At 35.0% G+C, this 19,293-nt stretch carries 18 protein-coding genes; 6 read left to right on the top strand and 12 right to left on the bottom strand.

The genetic code is table 11. From position 1 onward, the window contains the following. Nucleotides 1-51 precede the first annotated feature (51 nt). The 4 genes from PKC21_10095 to PKC21_10110 all read right to left on the bottom strand — a co-directional run bounded on the left by PKC21_10095 (nucleotide 52) and on the right by PKC21_10110 (nucleotide 3,509). Nucleotides 52-822: a hypothetical protein gene (locus PKC21_10095; protein ID HMR25690.1), complete on the bottom strand. Its 771-nt coding sequence runs from the start codon at nucleotides 820-822 to the stop codon at nucleotides 52-54. A gap of 5 nt (nucleotides 823-827) precedes the next feature. Further along, nucleotides 828-1,493, bottom strand: coding sequence for a DUF4397 domain-containing protein (locus tag PKC21_10100; protein ID HMR25691.1), 666 nt, complete (start codon nucleotides 1,491-1,493; stop codon nucleotides 828-830). 81 nt (nucleotides 1,494-1,574) lie between these two features. Further along, nucleotides 1,575-2,507, bottom strand: coding sequence for an ion channel (locus PKC21_10105; GenBank protein HMR25692.1), 933 nt, complete (start codon nucleotides 2,505-2,507; stop codon nucleotides 1,575-1,577). A 33-nt stretch (nucleotides 2,508-2,540) separates the two neighbouring features. Continuing rightward, nucleotides 2,541-3,509 (bottom strand): dienelactone hydrolase family protein, encoded by a 969-nt coding sequence (locus PKC21_10110; protein ID HMR25693.1) that lies wholly within the window; start codon nucleotides 3,507-3,509, stop codon nucleotides 2,541-2,543. Nucleotides 3,510-3,722: 213 nt separating this feature from the next. Between PKC21_10110 and PKC21_10115 the strand changes: the two genes are divergently transcribed. Beyond that, nucleotides 3,723-4,541 carry a hypothetical protein gene (locus PKC21_10115; GenBank protein HMR25694.1) on the top strand — a complete coding sequence of 273 codons (819 nt, stop codon included), beginning with the start codon at nucleotides 3,723-3,725 and terminating at the stop codon, nucleotides 4,539-4,541. A 14-nt stretch (nucleotides 4,542-4,555) separates the two neighbouring features. Here the strand turns inward: PKC21_10115 and PKC21_10120 are convergent, their stop codons facing one another. From PKC21_10120 to recN, 6 genes are all read right to left on the bottom strand, one after another. Then, a complete protein-coding gene (locus tag PKC21_10120) occupies nucleotides 4,556-4,768 on the bottom strand; it encodes a hypothetical protein (protein HMR25695.1) in 213 nt (70 codons plus the stop codon). Nucleotides 4,769-4,794: 26 nt separating this feature from the next. Next, the gene (locus PKC21_10125) at nucleotides 4,795-5,634 is read right to left on the bottom strand and encodes a heme-dependent peroxidase (GenBank protein HMR25696.1); all 840 of its coding nucleotides are present in this window, start codon (nucleotides 5,632-5,634) and stop codon (nucleotides 4,795-4,797) included. A gap of 3 nt (nucleotides 5,635-5,637) precedes the next feature. After that, nucleotides 5,638-8,229, bottom strand: a complete 2,592-nt coding sequence (secA, locus tag PKC21_10130; protein ID HMR25697.1) for a preprotein translocase subunit SecA — start codon at nucleotides 8,227-8,229, stop codon at nucleotides 5,638-5,640. 69 nt (nucleotides 8,230-8,298) lie between these two features. Continuing rightward, nucleotides 8,299-9,234, bottom strand: a complete 936-nt coding sequence (locus PKC21_10135) for a M23 family metallopeptidase (protein HMR25698.1) — start codon at nucleotides 9,232-9,234, stop codon at nucleotides 8,299-8,301. A gap of 147 nt (nucleotides 9,235-9,381) precedes the next feature. Continuing rightward, nucleotides 9,382-10,161 (bottom strand): Stp1/IreP family PP2C-type Ser/Thr phosphatase, encoded by a 780-nt coding sequence (locus PKC21_10140; GenBank protein HMR25699.1) that lies wholly within the window; start codon nucleotides 10,159-10,161, stop codon nucleotides 9,382-9,384. A gap of 122 nt (nucleotides 10,162-10,283) precedes the next feature. Continuing rightward, the gene (gene recN, locus PKC21_10145; GenBank protein HMR25700.1) at nucleotides 10,284-11,990 is read right to left on the bottom strand and encodes a DNA repair protein RecN; all 1,707 of its coding nucleotides are present in this window, start codon (nucleotides 11,988-11,990) and stop codon (nucleotides 10,284-10,286) included. 113 nt (nucleotides 11,991-12,103) lie between these two features. On the opposite strand from recN, the gene PKC21_10150 reads away from it, so the two are divergent. Genes PKC21_10150 through PKC21_10165 form a run of 4 tightly spaced genes read left to right on the top strand, consistent with a single transcriptional unit; the run spans nucleotide 12,104 to nucleotide 15,510 of the window. After that, nucleotides 12,104-13,102: an NAD(P)H-dependent glycerol-3-phosphate dehydrogenase gene (locus tag PKC21_10150; protein ID HMR25701.1), complete on the top strand. Its 999-nt coding sequence runs from the start codon at nucleotides 12,104-12,106 to the stop codon at nucleotides 13,100-13,102. Between the two features lie 31 nt (nucleotides 13,103-13,133). Then, nucleotides 13,134-13,544, top strand: a complete 411-nt coding sequence (locus PKC21_10155) for a DUF393 domain-containing protein (protein ID HMR25702.1) — start codon at nucleotides 13,134-13,136, stop codon at nucleotides 13,542-13,544. After that, nucleotides 13,544-14,149, top strand: a complete 606-nt coding sequence (locus PKC21_10160) for a glutathione peroxidase (protein ID HMR25703.1) — start codon at nucleotides 13,544-13,546, stop codon at nucleotides 14,147-14,149. Before PKC21_10155 ends, PKC21_10160 begins: the two co-directional genes overlap by 1 nt. After that, entirely contained in the window at nucleotides 14,146-15,510 is a 1,365-nt protein-coding gene (locus PKC21_10165) for a TIGR01777 family oxidoreductase (protein HMR25704.1), read from the top strand. The genes PKC21_10160 and PKC21_10165 overlap by 4 nt, the downstream gene beginning before the upstream one ends. An 8-nt stretch (nucleotides 15,511-15,518) precedes the next feature. Here the strand turns inward: PKC21_10165 and PKC21_10170 are convergent, their stop codons facing one another. Next, entirely contained in the window at nucleotides 15,519-16,085 is a 567-nt protein-coding gene (locus tag PKC21_10170; protein HMR25705.1) for a hypothetical protein, read from the bottom strand. A gap of 172 nt (nucleotides 16,086-16,257) precedes the next feature. Between PKC21_10170 and PKC21_10175 the strand changes: the two genes are divergently transcribed. Then, nucleotides 16,258-18,423 (top strand): hypothetical protein, encoded by a 2,166-nt coding sequence (locus PKC21_10175; GenBank protein HMR25706.1) that lies wholly within the window; start codon nucleotides 16,258-16,260, stop codon nucleotides 18,421-18,423. Here the strand turns inward: PKC21_10175 and PKC21_10180 are convergent. Beyond that, entirely contained in the window at nucleotides 18,417-19,289 is an 873-nt protein-coding gene (locus tag PKC21_10180; GenBank protein ID HMR25707.1) for a prepilin-type N-terminal cleavage/methylation domain-containing protein, read from the bottom strand. The two genes, PKC21_10175 and PKC21_10180, sit on opposite strands and share 7 nt — an antisense overlap. Nucleotides 19,290-19,293 lie beyond the last annotated feature (4 nt).

Consider the following 19,293-nt stretch of genomic DNA (forward strand, 5'->3'; position numbering starts at 1 on the left):
CCTTGAGGGCTCTTGCCCGATCAGCCGAGTGTTCATTAAAAATAATCTGTACTATGTCTTTGTTAAAGCACTATATTTAAGCTCATCATGTAAAATACTTGGATAAGCTAAATCAATTTTTAATTGCTGTACTGTCCATTGATTATTTATTTTTTTTGACTGATTTTTTTGTTCCGCATCTTCTTTGACTGGCAACACCTTAAAATAATCATAAAATTCCTGCCATGCAATTGGACAGCCATCTGCGGCAATGTAACTATTGCCGGACTTTCCATATAAAATGGTATGCGCAATAAACTGTACCAAATCATAAACATGCACCCAGTTAACCAATTTTTGCTTGGATGATTTAATTTTACCTTTAAGGGCCCAATCTATGGGGTTTTTTTCAGGGCCATAAATGCCGGCACTGCGCAAAATAACACCACTTTGTTGCACAAAGTAGTTTTCAACTGGGTAACGTTTATGTTCTGTGTCTAAGGTTGAATGTTCATTAACCTCTTGTTGATCATATTCAATTTTATAACTGCTAGTTGTTCCAATTAAAATCAATTTTTTAAAAAATTGATTTTTTTGAATATAAAACTCTTGAAATAATCTTAAGTCATAAACGGGAAATGTCCACACACATACATCATAATGATTTATTATATTATCCCAAGAGCTTTGATCTTCTAATTGAAAATAAATGCAATCTTGTTTGGTCCGAGATGTAATGGATAGTTCAGCAAAAGGAAAATAATGATTAATCTTAGCCTTGAAAAATTCTGTTACATAGCCTTTGCCCAACAGCAAAATTTGTTTTACTTCTTGAGCTTGCATCAGAACTAATCGTCATCCAACATAACCAGTTGGTAAGGAGTTCCGCCACCGGCTTTTTCAATAAGAGCAAAAGTATAAACTTTACCCGCTGAAAAACTAAGGGTTTCATCAGCTACAGTAATCACTGTACTTCCAGGCTCTGTTATTCTTATTCGGTAGTTCCCGGAAGATAATTTTAAATACGTAGACGCTGTTGCATAATCAAAATTTGAAAAATCTATCGATGTTTCATTTAAATTAGTCTCAGGCAGAGTCACATAAATATCATATGCAGGGCTTGACTGGACACCATTCCAAAAGCGCATGGCTACTTTATTGCTATCTAAATCAACCGTTTCATCATCTATAATAATAAAATCTAGATTGTCGCTTTGACCAGCTACTGCTAATGTATAATTACCTTCCTTACTAAAAGTATGTGATATAGCAAAGATTAAGTCTTGCTGTTCATCGTAGCCTTTATAATCTAGAATTTCTTTATCTACTGTTTTATAGTCTGTAACATCTCCATAGCTCAATTCATTGGCATGCTCTTTATCATCTACAACCAAGTTAAATGCTCCAAGATTTGGACTAGCGTGAAAGGTTCTTAGTTTATAGGCATCACTTTGACTGCATGAATTTCCAAGAATAGAAACAATACATAAACAAAGCAAACTAAAATAACGCATATCTCCATTATACACAATTATGATATAATATTAAATATTTATACTGATAAACCTGCTATTTTAAAGAAAAAATATGGCCTATTAAGGCTTCAGATCACCCTTGTTAATACCATCACTTTTTGTTGACTTAATCTGATGAAAGTTTTCATATCTGACACTTAACTCATGTAAATCATTCATTTCAATGATATCTTCAAAGTAAGCATCAAAAATTATATCTTCAGGATAATAAAAGTGGTTTTTATAAATAGTTTGAGACTGGGTTCCGTCATAACCTGTAAGCATTGCTGACAAAGCAATCATTTGGTGCAATTTTTTATTCTCAATTAAGCCCTTTAATGGACTATCTTGATCTATCACATGATAAATACTCCATGACAAGGCAAACAAAGAAGTTTTTTTTCTTCTTAACTTCAAATTTTTAATGGTTCTATTATGTTCGCCTTCTGCACTGATTTCATCAATCAAGGCGTTAACTACCATCTCAGCCATCACAATTGCATTGGCTCTTTGATTGGCCATCCTGAAGGTTAAAACAGTTTGACCATTTTGCTTCTGAATCAAGGCATTTTTACTGAACATTATTTTAACTTTAGGTTTTGATAGCTTGGCAAAAAATAACCCGGTAAACCCTGCAGTAAACAACATACCAACCATAATTTGAATGGAAACCAGTGTATTTGCAGTTGTATTTTGTGGAGACATCATACCATAACCAACAGTTGAAAAGGTTTGCACACTGAAAAAGAAACCTTGTAGAAAGTTACTCTTATCCAAGCTTGAAATTTCTGCATCTGTATAACAATAAAAACCTGCAAACATTGCATTGATAGAAATAAACATCATTATAAAAAAAGCAAAATAGCTGTACCAGCCAGAATCTAGTAAATAAAAATATGGGTCACGCAAAAATTGAGCTTGTGTCTTATTAAAGTTTAACTTTGGACGATGCGGTAAAACCTTTCCCCGCTCATATACCAAACGCGCATTTGGCTTCTTGTTTTTCTTGTACATAGATTTAAAAATTACAGTGTTAGCACTATAAATCTACTCTTGAGGCTTATCGCTTGTTGACTCTACTTCTTTTTTTTCTTCTTCAGGGGTCTCTTGTTTATCTTCATTTTTTCCCTGATTTTCTTCCTTATTATTTTTTTTCACTACTTTGGCTTTGACTGTTTTTTGTTTTGCTTGCGTAAAAACATCCTTTAAAAAAGCTAAACTCTCTTGCCAAGACCGCTGATCTGCCTCTTCATCATAGGCTAATGGTAAAGAAAATTTTTCACCTAGTTTTGTTGCTTCAGGGTTGGTAAAAGCATGTTTAGCGCCCGAAAACTCTACCACTTTATAATTGGCTTGTGCAGCGTTCATTTCTTGTTTAAAATTTTCCAGATCTTCCTTGCTAATCAATGAATCATCACTACCATGAAATACTAAAATGTTTGGCATATCTTCTTTATTATTAACTGGACTGTTGGTCGCTAAACTTCCATGGTAACTAATAACCGCTGTCAGAGGTAGACGCTCCCGAGCCATTTGTAAAACAACCCCGCCCCCAAAACAATAACCTAAGGCTGCAATTTTCTCTCTATCCACCATGGCTTGAGATGAGAGAATCTTCATACCCGCAGTGAATCTTTTTTTCATTAGATCTATATTACCACTTACTTTTGAAGCCATCTTACCTGCTTCAGATGGGTGATCAGCCCGTGCTCCATCACCATACATATCAATAGCTAGGGCAATATATCCTTCTTCTGCTAACATTCTCGCTCTTTTTTGAGCATATTCATTATGCCCCCACCATTCATGCACAATTAAAATAGCCGGTGTATGATTTTTTATTTTTTTTGGCTTAGCCAAATATCCGTGAAACTCTTGATCATCCCAAGAGTATTTAATTTTTTCTGTTTCAATTCCTTTATCAGCCACAGCGGCTTTGTCTGCCATTGCTTGCAATTCAGGCATAAAAAAAGTACTAAAACTTAAAAGAACAGATAGAAAAATAGATTGCTTCATATGGATCAACTAACAAAAAGCCCTATGATTGCAAGTATTTCTGTGCATTTAACACATTATCTAAGCCGATAATTCAGCAGTTTAAATCATTTAAAGCTTAGAATTGGCTTACTAGGGTATTTTACATTGACAAGTTCATAAAAATACGCAATTTGTGACATACTTATTGTTAACTATTAAATTTGATACGTACAAGTACAAAGGTAAAAACTTATGAAAACCGTAACTGAATTTACAGGTCTGGAAATAAAAAAATTACTTAAAATTCAGGCAGAACTTATGAAAACTGCTGGAGCTGAAGTCCTCACTTCTACCTCAAATGCTGCTAGTGAGCCAAAAAACAATCCTGAAGAAAAAAACACTGCAGTTCAAAGTAACGAGGAGCTCGTATCACAAGAAATATCCACTGAACCAAACGTAAATGAAGGCAAAGTGCATAACAGTTCTCCAGACAATACTATTGCTACTGTAAGTGAAGAAAATGCTGAGACTGTTCCAGAAACCGAACTTAGCCACACTGAACAACAAAAAAGTACTGAAGAAGCGCCTGTAACAAGCAATGAAAAAAATATAGCTGCTTTAAAACCGCAACGCCCTAGCTGGAAAGATCGAGCAGAGGCTTTAAGACCTCAACTGATCAATGCTTTAAAAAATGAGTTCTCATGGAAAAATGAAGATCGTTTTAATTTAGCCATTGACGCTAGCAGAGCTGTTAATCCTAAAATGCAAGAACGTTTAAGAAAAGTTACAGCTTTAAAAAAAGATAAAGAAGAAGAAAAAGCTCCAAAATTTGCTTTAGAAGTAGGTGAACTTATTTTTATAGCCGATTATTTGATAATCAAACAAGAAAAGGACGAGCGTAAAGGCGGAAAAAGCAACAATAAAAATGGAAAGAAAAAAAGCAAAGGCAAAAAGAAATTTAAACATAAACCTTTCAATGATGATGATAAAAAACCGAGTAAACGCGTAAAAAAACCTATCCCCAATCCTGTCAAAAGCAATAACAAAACTGTTGCTGTTGAGAAAAAATAGTTTTTTGTAGTTTATTAGCTTTGGTAATGCTTAATTAACATTACAGCACCAAAGACCATTGGCACAATGGTGTAACTGATAAAGTGGATAATATTACCGTTACGTTTACCCCAAAACAATTGCATTGCTTTTAATTTCCCAAGTTTTTCTGGTTTTTTTAATCTAAGAAATAGTGTTAAACAGCCAAAAACTATTGCCGTTAATCCAAATATTACTTGTGTTTGCATAAATAATGTTAACTCTACTATTGTTTTTAATCTACAAAAAAGCCTTCAAGATCATTGGGCTTAAGTCTATAGGCAATATAAAATGGGCCAAACTCACCATACAAAGCACTGGCTTCATCATAACGCATTTCATAAATGAGTTTTTTAAATACAATGGGGTCATCGGCAAATAAATCTACGCCCCACTCCCAATCATCAAAACCAATGCTGCCAGTAATAATCTGATTGACTTTGCCCGCATATTTACGACCAATCATGCCGTGTTCATGCATCATTGCCTGACGTTTTTCAAAAGGAACCGTGTACCAATTGTTAACATCATTGCGTAGCTTATTCATGGGATAAAAACATAAATACGGTTGCTCAGGAATTGGCGTAAACAGCCTATTATGCAAACGATCTGCTTGATCTTTCATATTCTCAGTCCAAGCTTGTTGCCAGGCTTCTGATGCATACTCAATTTTTTGCTCTAAAAGCTCATGATGCAACTTATGCGTAAATGCATACATCCCCAACTCTACATATGATACATAGGAGTTACTCTTTTTTAGAAAATCTGAAACCCCTAATAAAGCAAAATCATTTTCAACCTTCTTCAACTCTTCCAAACTTTTACGAAAATGCAGCAGCAGCAAATCACCTTTGTGACCAAGCTGAGCAAACATAGCACTGTGTCCCGCTTGATTATCAAGGGAGATGTTTTTTTCTAAAAAATGTTGCAGTTGTAATAAGTTTTGATGTTTTTCGTTGTCACTCAAAAGTGACCACTTGCGCCAGTCCATAGTATACATTAAGTGTAACGTTGCCCAACCTTCAAAAGTTTCTGGTACCACACATTCCGCTTGTTGATAACTCATTTTTTTCATGCTCTAATCGGCTCCATGACATTTTTTGTATTTCTTACCTGAACCACATGGACAAGGATCGTTTCTTCCTACTTTTTCACCTTCTCTACGCACTGTAGTATGTATATTGGTATCGTTGGCTTTTGGCCTATTGGGTAAAGCAATGCCTTCTCCACGTCCAGCTTTAGCTCTTTGTTGACTTCTTTGAGCAAAAATACCTTGTGCATTACCTTGTTCAGATACATCCACTTGAACATGAAAAATTCTCTCTAAACTTGTCTGAGATATACTATAAAGCATTTGTGAAAACATTTCAAAGCCCTTAATTCTATAAACCACTAAAGGATCTTTTTGAGCGTAACCTTCCCAACCAACAGCCTCTTTAAGATGGTCCATATTAAGCAAATGATCTTTCCACAAACCATCAATGGTTCTTAATTTAATTTCTCTTTTGACAAGATCCATCAACTCAGATGAATATTCTTCTTGTTTTGCTGCAAGATTAGCCAAGGCTTCGTCGCATAATTTATCTCTCAAATCTTCTTGAGTCTTATAATTACCCGTTTTGACGCCATGCACCTGTTCATCACTAAAGTTGAAAACTCGTTTTAGATTTTCTTCTAAACTATCCCAATCCCATTCTTTGCTATCACTTTGGTTGGTATTTTGTATGACCAATTCTTCAGCAACCGTTTCAATATCATCTTCTAAAATTTTATCTATGGCACCTTCACCTAATACTGCTTTACGTTGGGTATAAATGACTTGCCGTTGCTGATTCATCACATCATCATATTTTAAAAGATGCTTACGAATATCAAAATTTTGCCCTTCAATGGTTCTCTGCGCATTTTCGATAGCCTTGGTTGTCATTTTATGTTCGATGGCTTCACCATCTTTCATCCCAGCCCAATCAAGCAGCTTTTGCACCCAATCGCTGGCAAATATACGCATTAAGTCATCTTCTAATGACAAGTAAAAACGAGACGAGCCTGGGTCACCTTGTCGACCAGCACGACCTCTAAGCTGGTTATCAATCCGTCTTGACTCATGTCTTTCCGTACCAATAATATGCAAACCGCCTAAATCAACGACGCCTTCACCCAAGACAATATCTGTACCGCGCCCTGCCATATTAGTTGCTATGGTCACTTGTCCTTTTTGTCCAGCATGTTTTACAATACCCGCTTCATTTTCATGTTGTTTAGCATTTAAAACATTGTGCTTAACACCTAATCGTTTTAAGTAACTGGAAAGTTTTTCTGACTTTTCAATAGATACTGTACCTACCAATACCGGTTGACCTAAAACATTTTTCTCTTTGATATCATCTGCAATGTATTTAAACTTATCTTGTTCAGTTCTATAAATAATATCTGGATGATCAAGACGCGCAATAGGCTTATTGGTTGGAATAACCATAACATCTAACTTATAAATTTTATGAAACTCTTCCGCTTCTGTTTCAGCTGTACCTGTCATCCCTGACAGTTTTTTAAACATTCTAAAGTAGTTTTGAAAGGTAATAGATGCTAGAGTTTGGTTTTCATTTTCTATATTAACACCTTCTTTAGCTTCTATGGCTTGGTGCAAACCATCAGACCAGCGTCTACCATGCATTAAACGACCCGTAAACTCATCAACAATCATCACTTCACCGTCTTTAACCATATAGTCTACATCTTTATGGAATAAGGTATGTGCCCGTAATGCTTGATTAACATGATGAACCAACTCCATATGCCCAGGGGCATATAAATTATCTATTTTTAATAGCTCTTCAACTTTAGCAACCCCTTGCTCTGTCAATAAAGCATTCTTGGTTTTTTCATCTAGTGTATAGTCTTTTTCATTGGTCAAATGTGGAATAACTTTGTTGACTACATAATATTTATCGGTTGAATCATCTGTTGGTCCAGAAATAATCAAAGGGGTTCTTGCCTCATCAATCAAAATAGAATCGACTTCATCAACAATAGCAAAAAAATGTTCCCGCTGAACATAATCTTCCAAACGATATTTCATATTATCTCTAAGATAATCAAAACCAAATTCATTGTTTTGACCGTAAGTTACATCACAGGCATAGGCTTTTCTTCGTTCATCATCCATCATGCCATTAACAACATTACCAACTGTCAAACCCAAAAAAGTATATAACCTTCCCATCCACTCAGAATCACGTTTTGCCAAATAATCATTGACGGTCACCACATGCACACCTTTGCCCAGCAAAGCATTTAAATAAACTGGTAACGTTGCAACCAAAGTTTTACCTTCACCCGTGCGCATTTCAGCAATTTTTCCTTGGTGTAAGGCAATACCCCCTATCAATTGCACATCAAAATGACGCATACCCAAGGCTCTTCTACCAGCTTCTCTGCAGACCGCAAAAACTTGTGGCAAAATGTTATCTAACTCAGCAATTCTCTTGTCTTCGTTTTCTATCTGAGCAAGATGTTCTTTAAATTGTTGGGTTTTAGCTTTTAATGCTTCATCACTCAATGCCAGCATTTGCGGTTCGAGCACATTAATTTGATCTACAATGGGTTGAAAAGCTTTTAAATCTCTGTCGTTTTGCGTACCAAAAATTTTTTTTGTGATGTTTGCCAACATATCAATATTATTTTCCCTAATTAAAGTGAATCGGTTGTTTGGTAAGCTAAACCTACCCCCCAATACTTTTTAGTCAACCATATATTTTGCAGGGTTAACTGGAACCCCGTTAATTCTCACTTCATAATGAAGGTGAGGGCCAGTAGAACGCCCTGTACTTCCGACTTCAGCAATAACTTCTCCACGCTTCACTTTTTGGCCTACTTGGACTAAATTTTTTGAATTATGACCGTAGCGGGTGACCATACCATAACCGTGACGAATACTTATCATTTTTCCATAACCACCATCAGTACCTACTTTAATAACAACCCCATCAGCAGCTGCCATAACTTTTGTTCCTGTAGGTGCAGGAATATCCACTCCATAATGATGTTTAACTTGTCCAGTAAAAGGTGAAATTCTTTTACCATAATGCGACGAAACCCATCCACGAACAGGCCAAATCGATGGTGTTGCTGCAATCAACGAACTTTGGTCTCTCAATAATTCATACAAATGCTGCAAGCTTTGTTCTCTTATATTTGCTTTTCTTTGTATGTTCTTTGCTGTCATTTCTAGGGCATTAAAATCATCGTCATTGATTTCACCCACTTGTGAAAAGTCTAAAGGCATCTCTTGCTTATGATCAATAATATTTTGTTCTTCAACGGTTAACGGTCCAATGGCAAGGTTGCTTTTTTCAATACGAGCCATGGTTCTTAACTTTTGTTCAAAGGTGTCTAGTCGAGCCAAAGTAGCTTGTGCTTCATACAATTCTGTTTTTAAAACTCTTATTTTATTTTCTAAAAGCTCAATACGATCTTCGCTTTTTACCTGAGAAAACGACTTAGCTAAATTCCTTACACTGTAAGTAATAGATAATGCAGAAAGAAAAGCAAAACAAGATAAGGCTATTGCTGCGTTTTTTAACCATTTTCTGCTAACAATCCACTTTTTAACGCCCCAATGGCGCTCCGGAATAAACATGAAGGTAAAAACCGTACTTTTTTTCTTTTTTTTCATGTTAAATCTTCCTTTTTTTTAATTATTTTAACCACTTACCAAATTAAATGCCCTAAAACACTCAAAATTAAGTTAATACTTCCATGCTTACTACCTCAATGACAAAAAATTGCAATTTTGATCGTATATTTGGTTGTATAAACTGTCTTATAGTTCATCTATTCTAATTAAAATAACACTAATATTATCATCACCACCACGTTCGTTAGCCAAGTCTACTAGGGCTCTTGACGCCGTTTCCGTATCTGTTGACGACACAATATCTTGCATTTCTTTGTTACTTAACATGTTTGATAAACCATCCGAGCACAGGAGGTAAATATCATTCTTTTGCACCTTCCACACTATTGTATCAGTTTCTACCTCTTCTTGCACGCCTACAGATCGAGTTATGATATTTTTTAATTGGTGGTTTTTTGCCTCTTCTTCAGTGATTAAACCACTTTTTAATTGCTCGTGAACCAAAGAATGATCTTCAGTGATTTGAGATATCTTCTTATTGCGGATACAGTAAGCTCTACTATCTCCAACATGTGCAAAGTAAGCCTTGCCTTCATCAAAATAGGCCACTGTTGTAGTGGTTCCCATCCCTCTTAGTTCCGGTTCTTCTTGTGCTTTTTGTGCAATCATGCAGCCAGCCCGAGTAATCGCATCTCTTAAACGTTCTTGTTTAGAATCATCTGTAGCTTTTGGAGGTTCACTATCAAGATAGGTGTTTTCTTCAACACCAGAAAATTTACGATCATCCCCTTTAATAATATCTTCTACTGTCTTTACAGCTATTCTACTGGCAAACTCACCACCAACGTGACCGCCCATACCATCAGCAACTACATAAAGCTTTAGCTCATCATTCAGTAAGTAGCTATCTTCATTGCGTTGGCGTTTTTGGCCAATATCCGTTATGCCGCACGAAACAATTTTCATGAATACCTTCTCTTATACTGCAAAGTGTACCAATGCCGAAATTCTTTTTTGAATTCTTATAAAAAGTAATATCATTTTATTATAACTAATTTTATTATCCATCACACACTTTTATTAAATTATTACATTTCATTCTTACGATTCAACAGTTCACTGGCATGTTCAATCACTTTAGGCGTAATATTTATTCCACCAATCATGCGTGCAATCTCTTGTTTCTGATCTTCTGTAGAGAGACTTTTAACCAATGCTTGAGTTCTACCTTCTTTAGCTTGTTTTTCAATATATAAATGATGGTCTGCATAACAAGCCACTTGAGCTAAATGTGTTACACATAGAACTTGCGAGCTAAATGACAACTGTTTGAGATGAATACCTACTCGCTCAGCAGTTTCTCCACCAATACCTGCATCAACTTCATCAAATAAAAACACCTTTTCATTACCTTGTTCTAACGCAGCAATACTCTTGATTGCCAATAATACTCTTGATAGTTCACCGCCAGAAGCAATTGTATCTAGAGGTTTTTTACCTTCTCCTAAGTTTGGTGAAAACATAAATGTTACTTGATCAACCCCATTGGAAGAAAAAAACTTTTTACTTTCTTCGTCCCAGATACCCTCTTCATTAGCAATAACATCCACGTGAAATTCTGCCTGATCCATGCCTAGTTTTTTAAGCTCATTACTCACTTTATCTGCAAAAACTTCTCCGTACTTTTTCCGATTTTGCTGAATTTCCAGAGCTTGTTGTGCGCAGGTCTTTAAAATATCTTTTTTAGATTTATACAATTCAGCAAAACTCGCTTCTAAATCCATATGCCTACCAAGCAATTCTTTTAATCGGTCTCTCTCAGCAATAGCTGTATCAATACTACCGTACTTTCTTTTTATACTTTGCAATGTTGATAAACGTTGATTAATAGATTCTACTTTTTCAGGTTCAAATTCCAGCGTATTTTGTAACAAAGACAGCTCTAATGAAATTTGATTTAACGGCTCTGTAACAATAGACAACTGTTCCAAAATATTTTGAGTTTTACTATCTTGTGTAATTTTTTTCATCTTCTGCATGACAGAAGACAATTTATTGATTTGGTCTAAAATACCGCCATTATCATCAATCAGTTCTGTTGCTGTTTGAATGTTTTCAGCTAACTGTTCAGCATTTTTAACAACTTTTTCCTCTTCTGCGATCTTCTCTAGCTCACCTGACTCAAGTTTGGCTTTTTCTAACTCACTATACTGATATTCTAAGAAATCTTTCTCTTGAGCAAAGGTTTTTTGCTGAACTTTTAACATAGCAATTTCATGATCAATTTGTTTTAATTGATTAAAATTTTGCTGATAACTGCTTATTAGCTGAGCATGGTTACAGAATTGATCAAGCAAATTAATATAGTTTTTTTCATCCGCCAACTGACTTTGGCTATGCTGCCCCGTCATATCCAACCAATGCTTGGCCAGTTCAGCCAAAGTACCTACCGTACAGGGGCTTAAGTTAACAAAAGCTTTACTCTTACCATTGGCAGAAATCACCCTTTTAAGGTGAATCTCATTGTCACTCAAGGGCAAGCCCAGTTCTTCCATAATCTGCCAAATTTTGGAGCCTTCTGAAGAAATTTGCAAACTTCCCTCAATCACTGCATAGGGTGACCCATGCCTGACATCCAAAGATGATGCCCGTTTGCCAGATAAAAATTCAATAGAGTCTATTAAGATAGACTTTCCTGCACCCGTTTCACCCGTTAATACATTTAGCCCCGTTTTAAAATCAACATAGGCTTGAGAAATTATCGCTAAATCTTGAATTTTAATCCATGTCAGCATCGAAACTGGATTAGCACAACAAACATGGATTGTCGATTTCCATTATTGATTTATTCTTCAACAAGAATCGACAATCATTGACCATTACTTGGAATCCTTGTTATTGATGCGGTATGAATATTTTGGTTTTAGGCACAGGAAGTTGGGGAACAGCTTTAGCTAGTGTCTTAGCAAAAAATGGCAATAATGTCTTAATGTGGAGTAGAAACTCCGCACAGGTTGACCATCTTAAAAAACATTCAAATAACACCACCTATCATCCTAATATTAGCTTGCCCAGCAACATTGCGTACACAAGCAAACATACTTTTAAAGAATACTTTGATATTATTGTCTATGCTTGCCCTTCCCATGCTGTAAACAATATTCTTAGCAAGCTAGAACTCAACATGAACGGTCAAACTATTTTTGTCTCAACGGCAAAAGGTATTGATAACACCAGTTTAAAAACAGTCAGTCAAAGTCTTGTTGATCTATATGGTATGGATTGGCTCAAAAATTACTTTGCAACCCTTTCTGGGCCAAGTTTTGCACATGACGTTATTCGTCAAAAACCAACAGCTGTTACCGTAGCTACCTATAATTATGATACCGCTATTAAAGTACAAGAAGCATTTCATTGCCCAACGTTTCATACATACCGTACAGATGATGTTATTGGGGTAGAATTAGCTGGGGCACTAAAAAATGTTATTGCGATAGCTGCTGGGGTTTGTGATGGCTTAGAACTTGGACCTAGTGCCCGCTCTGCTCTTATCACTAGAGGTTTGGCTGAAATCATTAAAATTGGCTTAGCCCTAGGCGCAAAAGTAGAAACATTCTCTGGCTTAGCTGGTTTAGGTGACTTACTTTTAACTTGTACCAGTGATCTCTCAAGAAATAGGAGAGTAGGAAAAATGATTGCAAGTGGCCTATCTTTACGACAAACCATTAAACAGCTAGGACAAGTGGCTGAAGGAATAAGAACTACTAAATCGGCGTATAAACTCCTTAATCAACATGACATCCAAAGTGTTATTATCAAACAAATTTATTTAGCGATTTATGAAGATAAACCCCTTAAAGATGCATTAAACACAATTTTATACCAAGATGCTGAACAAGAAATTTGATTTTTTAAAAACATTGAATTAACTGTATTCTATGATCAAAGTGTTTTATGACGGTGCCTGTTATGTTTGTGATGGAGAGGTCAATCATTATAAAAAACATAAAAAAAACATTGCTTGGGTTAACATTGCCTCTCCAGATTTTGAAGCAAAACAGTATTCACTGAATAACAATGATTTACAGCGAAAGCTTCATGCCATCAACAGTGATGGTCAAGTTTTTACCGGTATTGATGCCTTTGTTTTAATCTGGAAAACCTTGCCAAAACCCTACCCTTATTATGCAAAAGTTATTAAACTACCCCTTATTTATTCATTGGCAAAAATAGCTTATGCTTGCTTTGCTAGGTTGCGAGTATACTTACCTAAAAAAACGAGTTGCCCTATGCCACAAAACAATCAATCAAAAAATACTCTATCTTCAGGCAATAAAAAGACATGGTAATGAATCTTTCTTTGCTACCCAACAAATGTTATCTCTGTATTTTAACAGTTGCATTAATTAACTTTCAAACCCTCAACTCTACTTTACAAGCAACTGAGAAAGGCAAAACGATGTTATTGGATCAAAAAACAACATTATTAGATGGCAAGAGTATAGATTTAAGCGTGTATGCTGGAAAAGTGATCCTTTTTGTCAACACAGCGTCCTATTGTGGTTATACGCCTCAATACAAAGAGCTACAGAAATTGCATGAACGTTATGAAAAACAAGGCTTTACCGTTATTGCTATACCTTGTAATAATTTTGGCAATCAAGAGCCCGGTAAGCCCAATGAAATCAAACAGTTTTTACAAGAGAACAATTACGCCATTACTTTCCCAATTTTGTCCAAAAGAGATGCACTTGGAAACGAAAAAAACACTCTGTTTCAGTATTTAACTGAGTTAGCTCCAAAAGATGGAAAAAGTTTAGATGTACAATGGAATTTTGAAAAATTTTTAGTCAATCGAAAGCAAGAAGTTGTTGCCCGATTCCGCTCTTCTGTAAACCCCTTAGACAATGAAGTCATTGCAGCCATAGAAAAAGCTTTGCAAGAAAAACCATGAACATTTTAATCACAGGAGCAACCGGCTTTATTGGCCAAAAAATAAGCCTTCAGTTAATCAAAGATCAGCACAACTTAATTGTTATTGGTCGTAGCTCAGAAAAACAATTTAGACAGGTCTTTACATTCCCTTGCAAATACTACAGTTGGGAAAAATTAAATACTCTGCAAGATGACCTGAACATAGATGCGGTTATTCACCTTGCTGGAGCTTCTATTGCTGGAGGACGTTGGACACATAAGCGCAAAAAAATAATTCTTGATTCAAGAGTTAAAACGGCAAAAGCCCTGTTCAGTTACTTTAATAGAATAAACATTTACCCAAAAACATTTTTATCTGCTTCTGCAATTGGCTACTACAACTTTAGCCAAAATGAAGTCTTTGATGAAGATTCTCCTAAAGGCGATGGTTTTTTAGCTGATGTCTGTAAACAATGGGAAGATGCATCCTTAGATTTTGAAAAGAACAGCAGACGGATACTTTTGCGTTTTGGTTTGGTATTTGATCCAAGAGATGGTTTTTTAAAAAAAATGGGGCCGTTATTTTCAACTGGGCTTGCTGGTAGAATTGGACCTGGCAAACAATGGATGAGTTGGGTGCATATTGACGACTTGGTAAAAGCCGTTTTATTTTGCTTAAAAAACAACACAATCCATGGTCCGGTTAATGTTGTTTCACCTCAAGCGTGTTCAAACGTTGAGTTTACGCAAACACTGTCCCAAACTTTAAAACAAACACCTTTTATACCTGTACCCGCCTTGGCTCTCAAACTAATTCTAGGTGAGATGGCTGTTCTTGCTCTTGGCAGCCAACATGTTACCCCTAAAAAACTTTCTGATCATCATTTTACTTTTGACTACCCAGACTTAAAAGCTGCACTCAAAGAACTTTACGCTTGGCATACGCTTCCCTACCAACAAATTTTCAGTGATACGCAATGGTTTAATCATACAGTTGATAAGATTTTTCCATTTTTTTGTGAGGCAAAAAACCTAGAAAAAATAACGCCACCTCTACTCAAGTTCCGGGTATTAAACCAGTCTACCCAAAGCATTGAGCCTGGGACGCTTATAAACTATAAACTTAAAATTCATGGTATACCAACCAAGTGGACCACATTAATTAAGGCTTGGCAGAAAAACACTATGTTTATTGATACTCAAAAAAAAGGTCCCTATAAAGAATGGCAACATACCCATACATTTCAATCTTATCCAAACGGAACACTCATGCTAGATGATGTCATCTACAGAGTACCCATGGGACGGCTAGGATTGATAATGACGGGCGCATGGGTTTTAAAAGATATTATAACCATTTTTAAATACCGAAAAATAGCAACTCAAAATCACTTAAGATAAAGTTTTGTTTATAAGACTAGCTCTTCAAGCTTCATCACTTGAATAAGATTATTATCCAAAACTTGTTGCACTTGGTATTTTAAAGTGTCTTCTGCAAGCTTAGCTGTAATTGCAGGCGTGACCAACTCTAAAACGACTGCAGGCTCTTTGCTTTTTACTCGATGATAGTTGTTCTTGTCTCTTCCAATTAAAAAATAATCTCCTTGCTTGTAACTTTGCTCAGAAACTTTTTCAATCAGCTTGCTGTCTTCGTTTACTTCTTGCTTTAAATTATAAACTGTCATTTCAATGCTGCCATTTAAAACATAGCCATGAACATCTCTGTATGGATGGTCATGAATTTCGCTGTCAAAGTCAATACTCGTTTGTAAAAGTTTTAACTCAAAACCTTGTTCTTTATGAATAACAGGAATAACAGGCAACTGACCATATCTGTACTCATCAACAATTTTAATAAGATCTTGGTCGGCTTTGTTAAGTTGTAAAAAATAGCTTTGGATTTGTGCACTATTAACAACGGTATTGTTACATATGCAAACAGCTCTTAGTTTTTCAATAAAGGTTTTATATGTCATATTTGCCCTTCTAGATAGCAAATTTGTAGTCAGCTTTCAAATTACATATTTACCTTATTTAAAATGAATAAAATTCATAAAAAATCTATCAATCTTACATCTATTATGTTTTTTCATAAAAAATCATTTCTATAATATGACTACAATAGTATGATCCTTAAAAATTTACACCATGAAATTAACACAACACTTTTCTTCTAGTTTTATTACAAATCTTGTTCAATCAAGAATTACTTTGCTTGTATTAATTTTAATACAGATTTTCATGTTTTCTGGGCCTAACTTCTTATCCATTACTGATTATTATCCTAGCGCTGTAGTCAACAGTGTTGATGGCCCTACGCATCAAATGTTTGGTGAAATATATACCCAAAAACTTAAAGAAGGAGGTATAAAAAACCTTTTAACCAATAGAGTTCCAGAAATCGGTTATAATGCTCGCTTCCCCGACAAATACCCCCCTTTGTTTCACATTCTATGTTCTATTATATCAATTGTGCTCAAAATACCTTGGATTGCATCCTGTATCATGATTCTTTTTGTTTGTTTTTTTTATCTCTTATACGAAATTCAAAAATGGTTTCAATATTTAGTAGGCTCATATCAGGAAAATTTATATTTATCTTGGTTTTTTTGGATAACTATTTCTGCAGTTATTTTTAGTGATTATTCAATGCCAGAAAAAGGGATCAGTTATTTTTCTGTAACTACAGTCGGCTTGTATGCTCAACTTTTATTCACTTGTCTTTTTTCTACTTTTATACGTTATATTACGCATCCATCATTTAAATGGATAGAGTTGATGGCTTCAATCTTCTTTTTATGTCTATGCTACTGGTCTAATATTTTAGCTTTCCCTTTAAGTCTCTGTGTATTTCTCTATATAGCTTATAAGTACAAGTTAACTCAGCTAAAAAGATACCTACCATTCATTATTGCATTTTTATGCATTACTCCTTGGCTGATACCTTTCACAAAAACTACAACCTTTTCCCCTTCAAAAATGAAAATTATGGCCCTATACCACTATGTCGAACATAGTCTTATATACATTTACAGCTTAATTATTCTTTCTTTTCTATGGTTGGGACGTTTTCAATATAAAACTTTTTGGACATTAACTTTTCTTTTTCTTACCCAATGTATTTTTTGGACATTAAGTCATGATTTCTTTAGAAACTTTGAGTCATTAAATCTTTTAACCAACTTACCCATACAATTTTCGCGATACTGGCCATATGTGATTATTTCTATATTTTTTGCACTTTCTTTAGAACTTAAACAAAAACTAAAAAACATAAACTTTAATTTTAGCCCCCTTTCACTTGGAATGGTATTATTGGTAATTAATACCATCGTCTTTTCCACAAATTACAACTCACTGGTTGTTAACCGACATTACCATACTGAAAACAAATCTATTATTCAGGACATTTATAAATTTCAATATAACAACCCAGCCTACAACAAAAAAATTTTTATGGTTCCAACATTTAATGATAACTGGCTAGCTAGAACAGTTGCTTCTGATCTGAAAGTTCAAGCAGTACGTAAAAATATAAAAATAGACTTTAACGGTTATCATGAAAACTCTGTTATTCAACAGCTTATTGAACCAGTCCGCAATCAATTGCTACAAGAAAAGCCCGGCGGTTTATTTTATATACCAAAATATCACAATGATTTGCTTTATGAATCATTGGGGGTTGAAGGTTATATTGAAGTACTTAATGAATTTAATATAGGAATTATTGCCTGCCCAACAAAAGCAACCAGAGGCTTTTGTTCATATTTAATTAATAAACACCACCCATTAGAAATTATATCTAACAGTTATTGGTGGACGGTATATGCTATTCCTTTTGTTCATCAAAATTATAGAACACCCATTTTATTGTATGCTGACCTTGGAGCAAAGGTTCGTAACTCTTTATCAGATATGAAGTTTGTTACTTTTTATGAAAATATTTTGTTTTCTAATAAAATATCAAGTTACAAATTGTACTATTTACATCCCAACTTTAATGACGAATCTATAGCCTGTAGCCTAGAATACATTAATGCGCATAATGGAGTCATTATTACACCTAGCATGTATGAAAAAAGGATAACCTCTATCCTTAAAAGTAAAAAGTTAAATATAAAACTAATTACCGATGACGAATCTCAAAATGGCCTACAACAGCTTAATTTAACAAAAAACCTAAATCAAAGCTGGATTGAACAACTTCCAGAGTATAATGTTTTTGATGAGACTAATTTCAACATTGATAAAAACAATACATTGCAAATTATTGAAACGCCGTTTTTCAAAAAAAACATCTTATGTCATCAATAGTACTTATTACAATAATCAATGCCGTAAACTTCTTCTAAATAGTCACAATCATTACTTTGTGATCCACTCGAATTATATGAAGAATAATAAGATGCATCTGAGTATGCCTCTTCTCTTTGTTTAAAAATACCAGGCTGAGCCTTTGGATCACCATTAGCATCTATATAAATACCTCGAGCTAAAATTGTATAATGTGCCTTCGATAAATTATTATCCGCATAATAATCCATAATTCTATCAGCTGATGGACTCACTCCATCAAGATCAGCAATAGCCTGAACCATATAAGCATTAGAATAACCCGTTTCACTCGCAACCGCATAGCTTCTTGAAGCTAAATACATAAAATAACCAGGCTCTAAATATTCACTTTTTACAGTTACCCCACCACTTCCAGGAACAGGTTTATATGATGAAGCAATATCAAGCAATTGTGGAACAGGAAAATGGGCACCTAAAGCATAAGAGGCGCCAGACAGAGAACATTGACCAGAAGCATTAGGATCAAGAGTATTCGATGATAAATCTCTACCATAAAAGGCAATAGTCTGTGATTTCTTACCTTTGGGTGGTATTGTTGAGTAAAAACCTGTCCCACCGTCTTCATGGTACGACTCAACTTTAACAAACCCTTCATAAAAACGACACGTTTCACCTTGCTGATTAGTATAGATTGGGTTGGCGGCAAAGGCTAATTCAGCATCAACTATTTTACGCAGCATGATATAACCTTCACTTTCTTTAGCATTTTTAATATACTTTTGATAAGAAGCAATAGACACTGAAGCCAACAAGCTTACAATAGCTACCCCTATTATCAACTCTAAAATTGTAAATCCATTCTCTTTGTAAAAAAAATTTTTCATCGTA

The sequence above is a fragment of the Oligoflexia bacterium genome, assembly GCA_035326705.1.
GTDB lineage: Bacteria > Bdellovibrionota_G > JALEGL01 > JALEGL01 > JALEGL01 > JALEGL01.

What these genes read in the sequence shown, in the direction of transcription:
- PKC21_10110 (HMR25693.1), bottom strand. Translation starts at nt 3,509, where the DNA reads ATGAAGCAATCTATTTTTCTATCTGTTCTTTTAAGTTTTAGTACTTTT.
- PKC21_10105 (HMR25692.1), bottom strand. Translation starts at nt 2,507, where the DNA reads ATGTACAAGAAAAACAAGAAGCCAAATGCGCGTTTGGTATATGAGCGG.
- PKC21_10135 (HMR25698.1), bottom strand. Translation starts at nt 9,234, where the DNA reads ATGAAAAAAAAGAAAAAAAGTACGGTTTTTACCTTCATGTTTATTCCG.
- PKC21_10180 (HMR25707.1), bottom strand. Translation starts at nt 19,289, where the DNA reads ATGAAAAATTTTTTTTACAAAGAGAATGGATTTACAATTTTAGAGTTG.
- secA (HMR25697.1), bottom strand. Translation starts at nt 8,229, where the DNA reads ATGTTGGCAAACATCACAAAAAAAATTTTTGGTACGCAAAACGACAGA.
- PKC21_10125 (HMR25696.1), bottom strand. Translation starts at nt 5,634, where the DNA reads ATGAAAAAAATGAGTTATCAACAAGCGGAATGTGTGGTACCAGAAACT.
- PKC21_10170 (HMR25705.1), bottom strand. Translation starts at nt 16,085, where the DNA reads ATGACATATAAAACCTTTATTGAAAAACTAAGAGCTGTTTGCATATGT.
- PKC21_10100 (HMR25691.1), bottom strand. Translation starts at nt 1,493, where the DNA reads ATGCGTTATTTTAGTTTGCTTTGTTTATGTATTGTTTCTATTCTTGGA.
- PKC21_10140 (HMR25699.1), bottom strand. Translation starts at nt 10,161, where the DNA reads ATGAAAATTGTTTCGTGCGGCATAACGGATATTGGCCAAAAACGCCAA.
- PKC21_10155 (HMR25702.1), top strand. Translation starts at nt 13,134, where the DNA reads ATGATCAAAGTGTTTTATGACGGTGCCTGTTATGTTTGTGATGGAGAG.
- PKC21_10115 (HMR25694.1), top strand. Translation starts at nt 3,723, where the DNA reads ATGAAAACCGTAACTGAATTTACAGGTCTGGAAATAAAAAAATTACTT.
- PKC21_10165 (HMR25704.1), top strand. Translation starts at nt 14,146, where the DNA reads ATGAACATTTTAATCACAGGAGCAACCGGCTTTATTGGCCAAAAAATA.
- PKC21_10095 (HMR25690.1), bottom strand. Translation starts at nt 822, where the DNA reads ATGCAAGCTCAAGAAGTAAAACAAATTTTGCTGTTGGGCAAAGGCTAT.
- PKC21_10175 (HMR25706.1), top strand. Translation starts at nt 16,258, where the DNA reads ATGAAATTAACACAACACTTTTCTTCTAGTTTTATTACAAATCTTGTT.
- PKC21_10150 (HMR25701.1), top strand. Translation starts at nt 12,104, where the DNA reads ATGAATATTTTGGTTTTAGGCACAGGAAGTTGGGGAACAGCTTTAGCT.
- PKC21_10120 (HMR25695.1), bottom strand. Translation starts at nt 4,768, where the DNA reads ATGCAAACACAAGTAATATTTGGATTAACGGCAATAGTTTTTGGCTGT.
- PKC21_10160 (HMR25703.1), top strand. Translation starts at nt 13,544, where the DNA reads ATGAATCTTTCTTTGCTACCCAACAAATGTTATCTCTGTATTTTAACA.
- recN (HMR25700.1), bottom strand. Translation starts at nt 11,990, where the DNA reads ATGCTGACATGGATTAAAATTCAAGATTTAGCGATAATTTCTCAAGCC.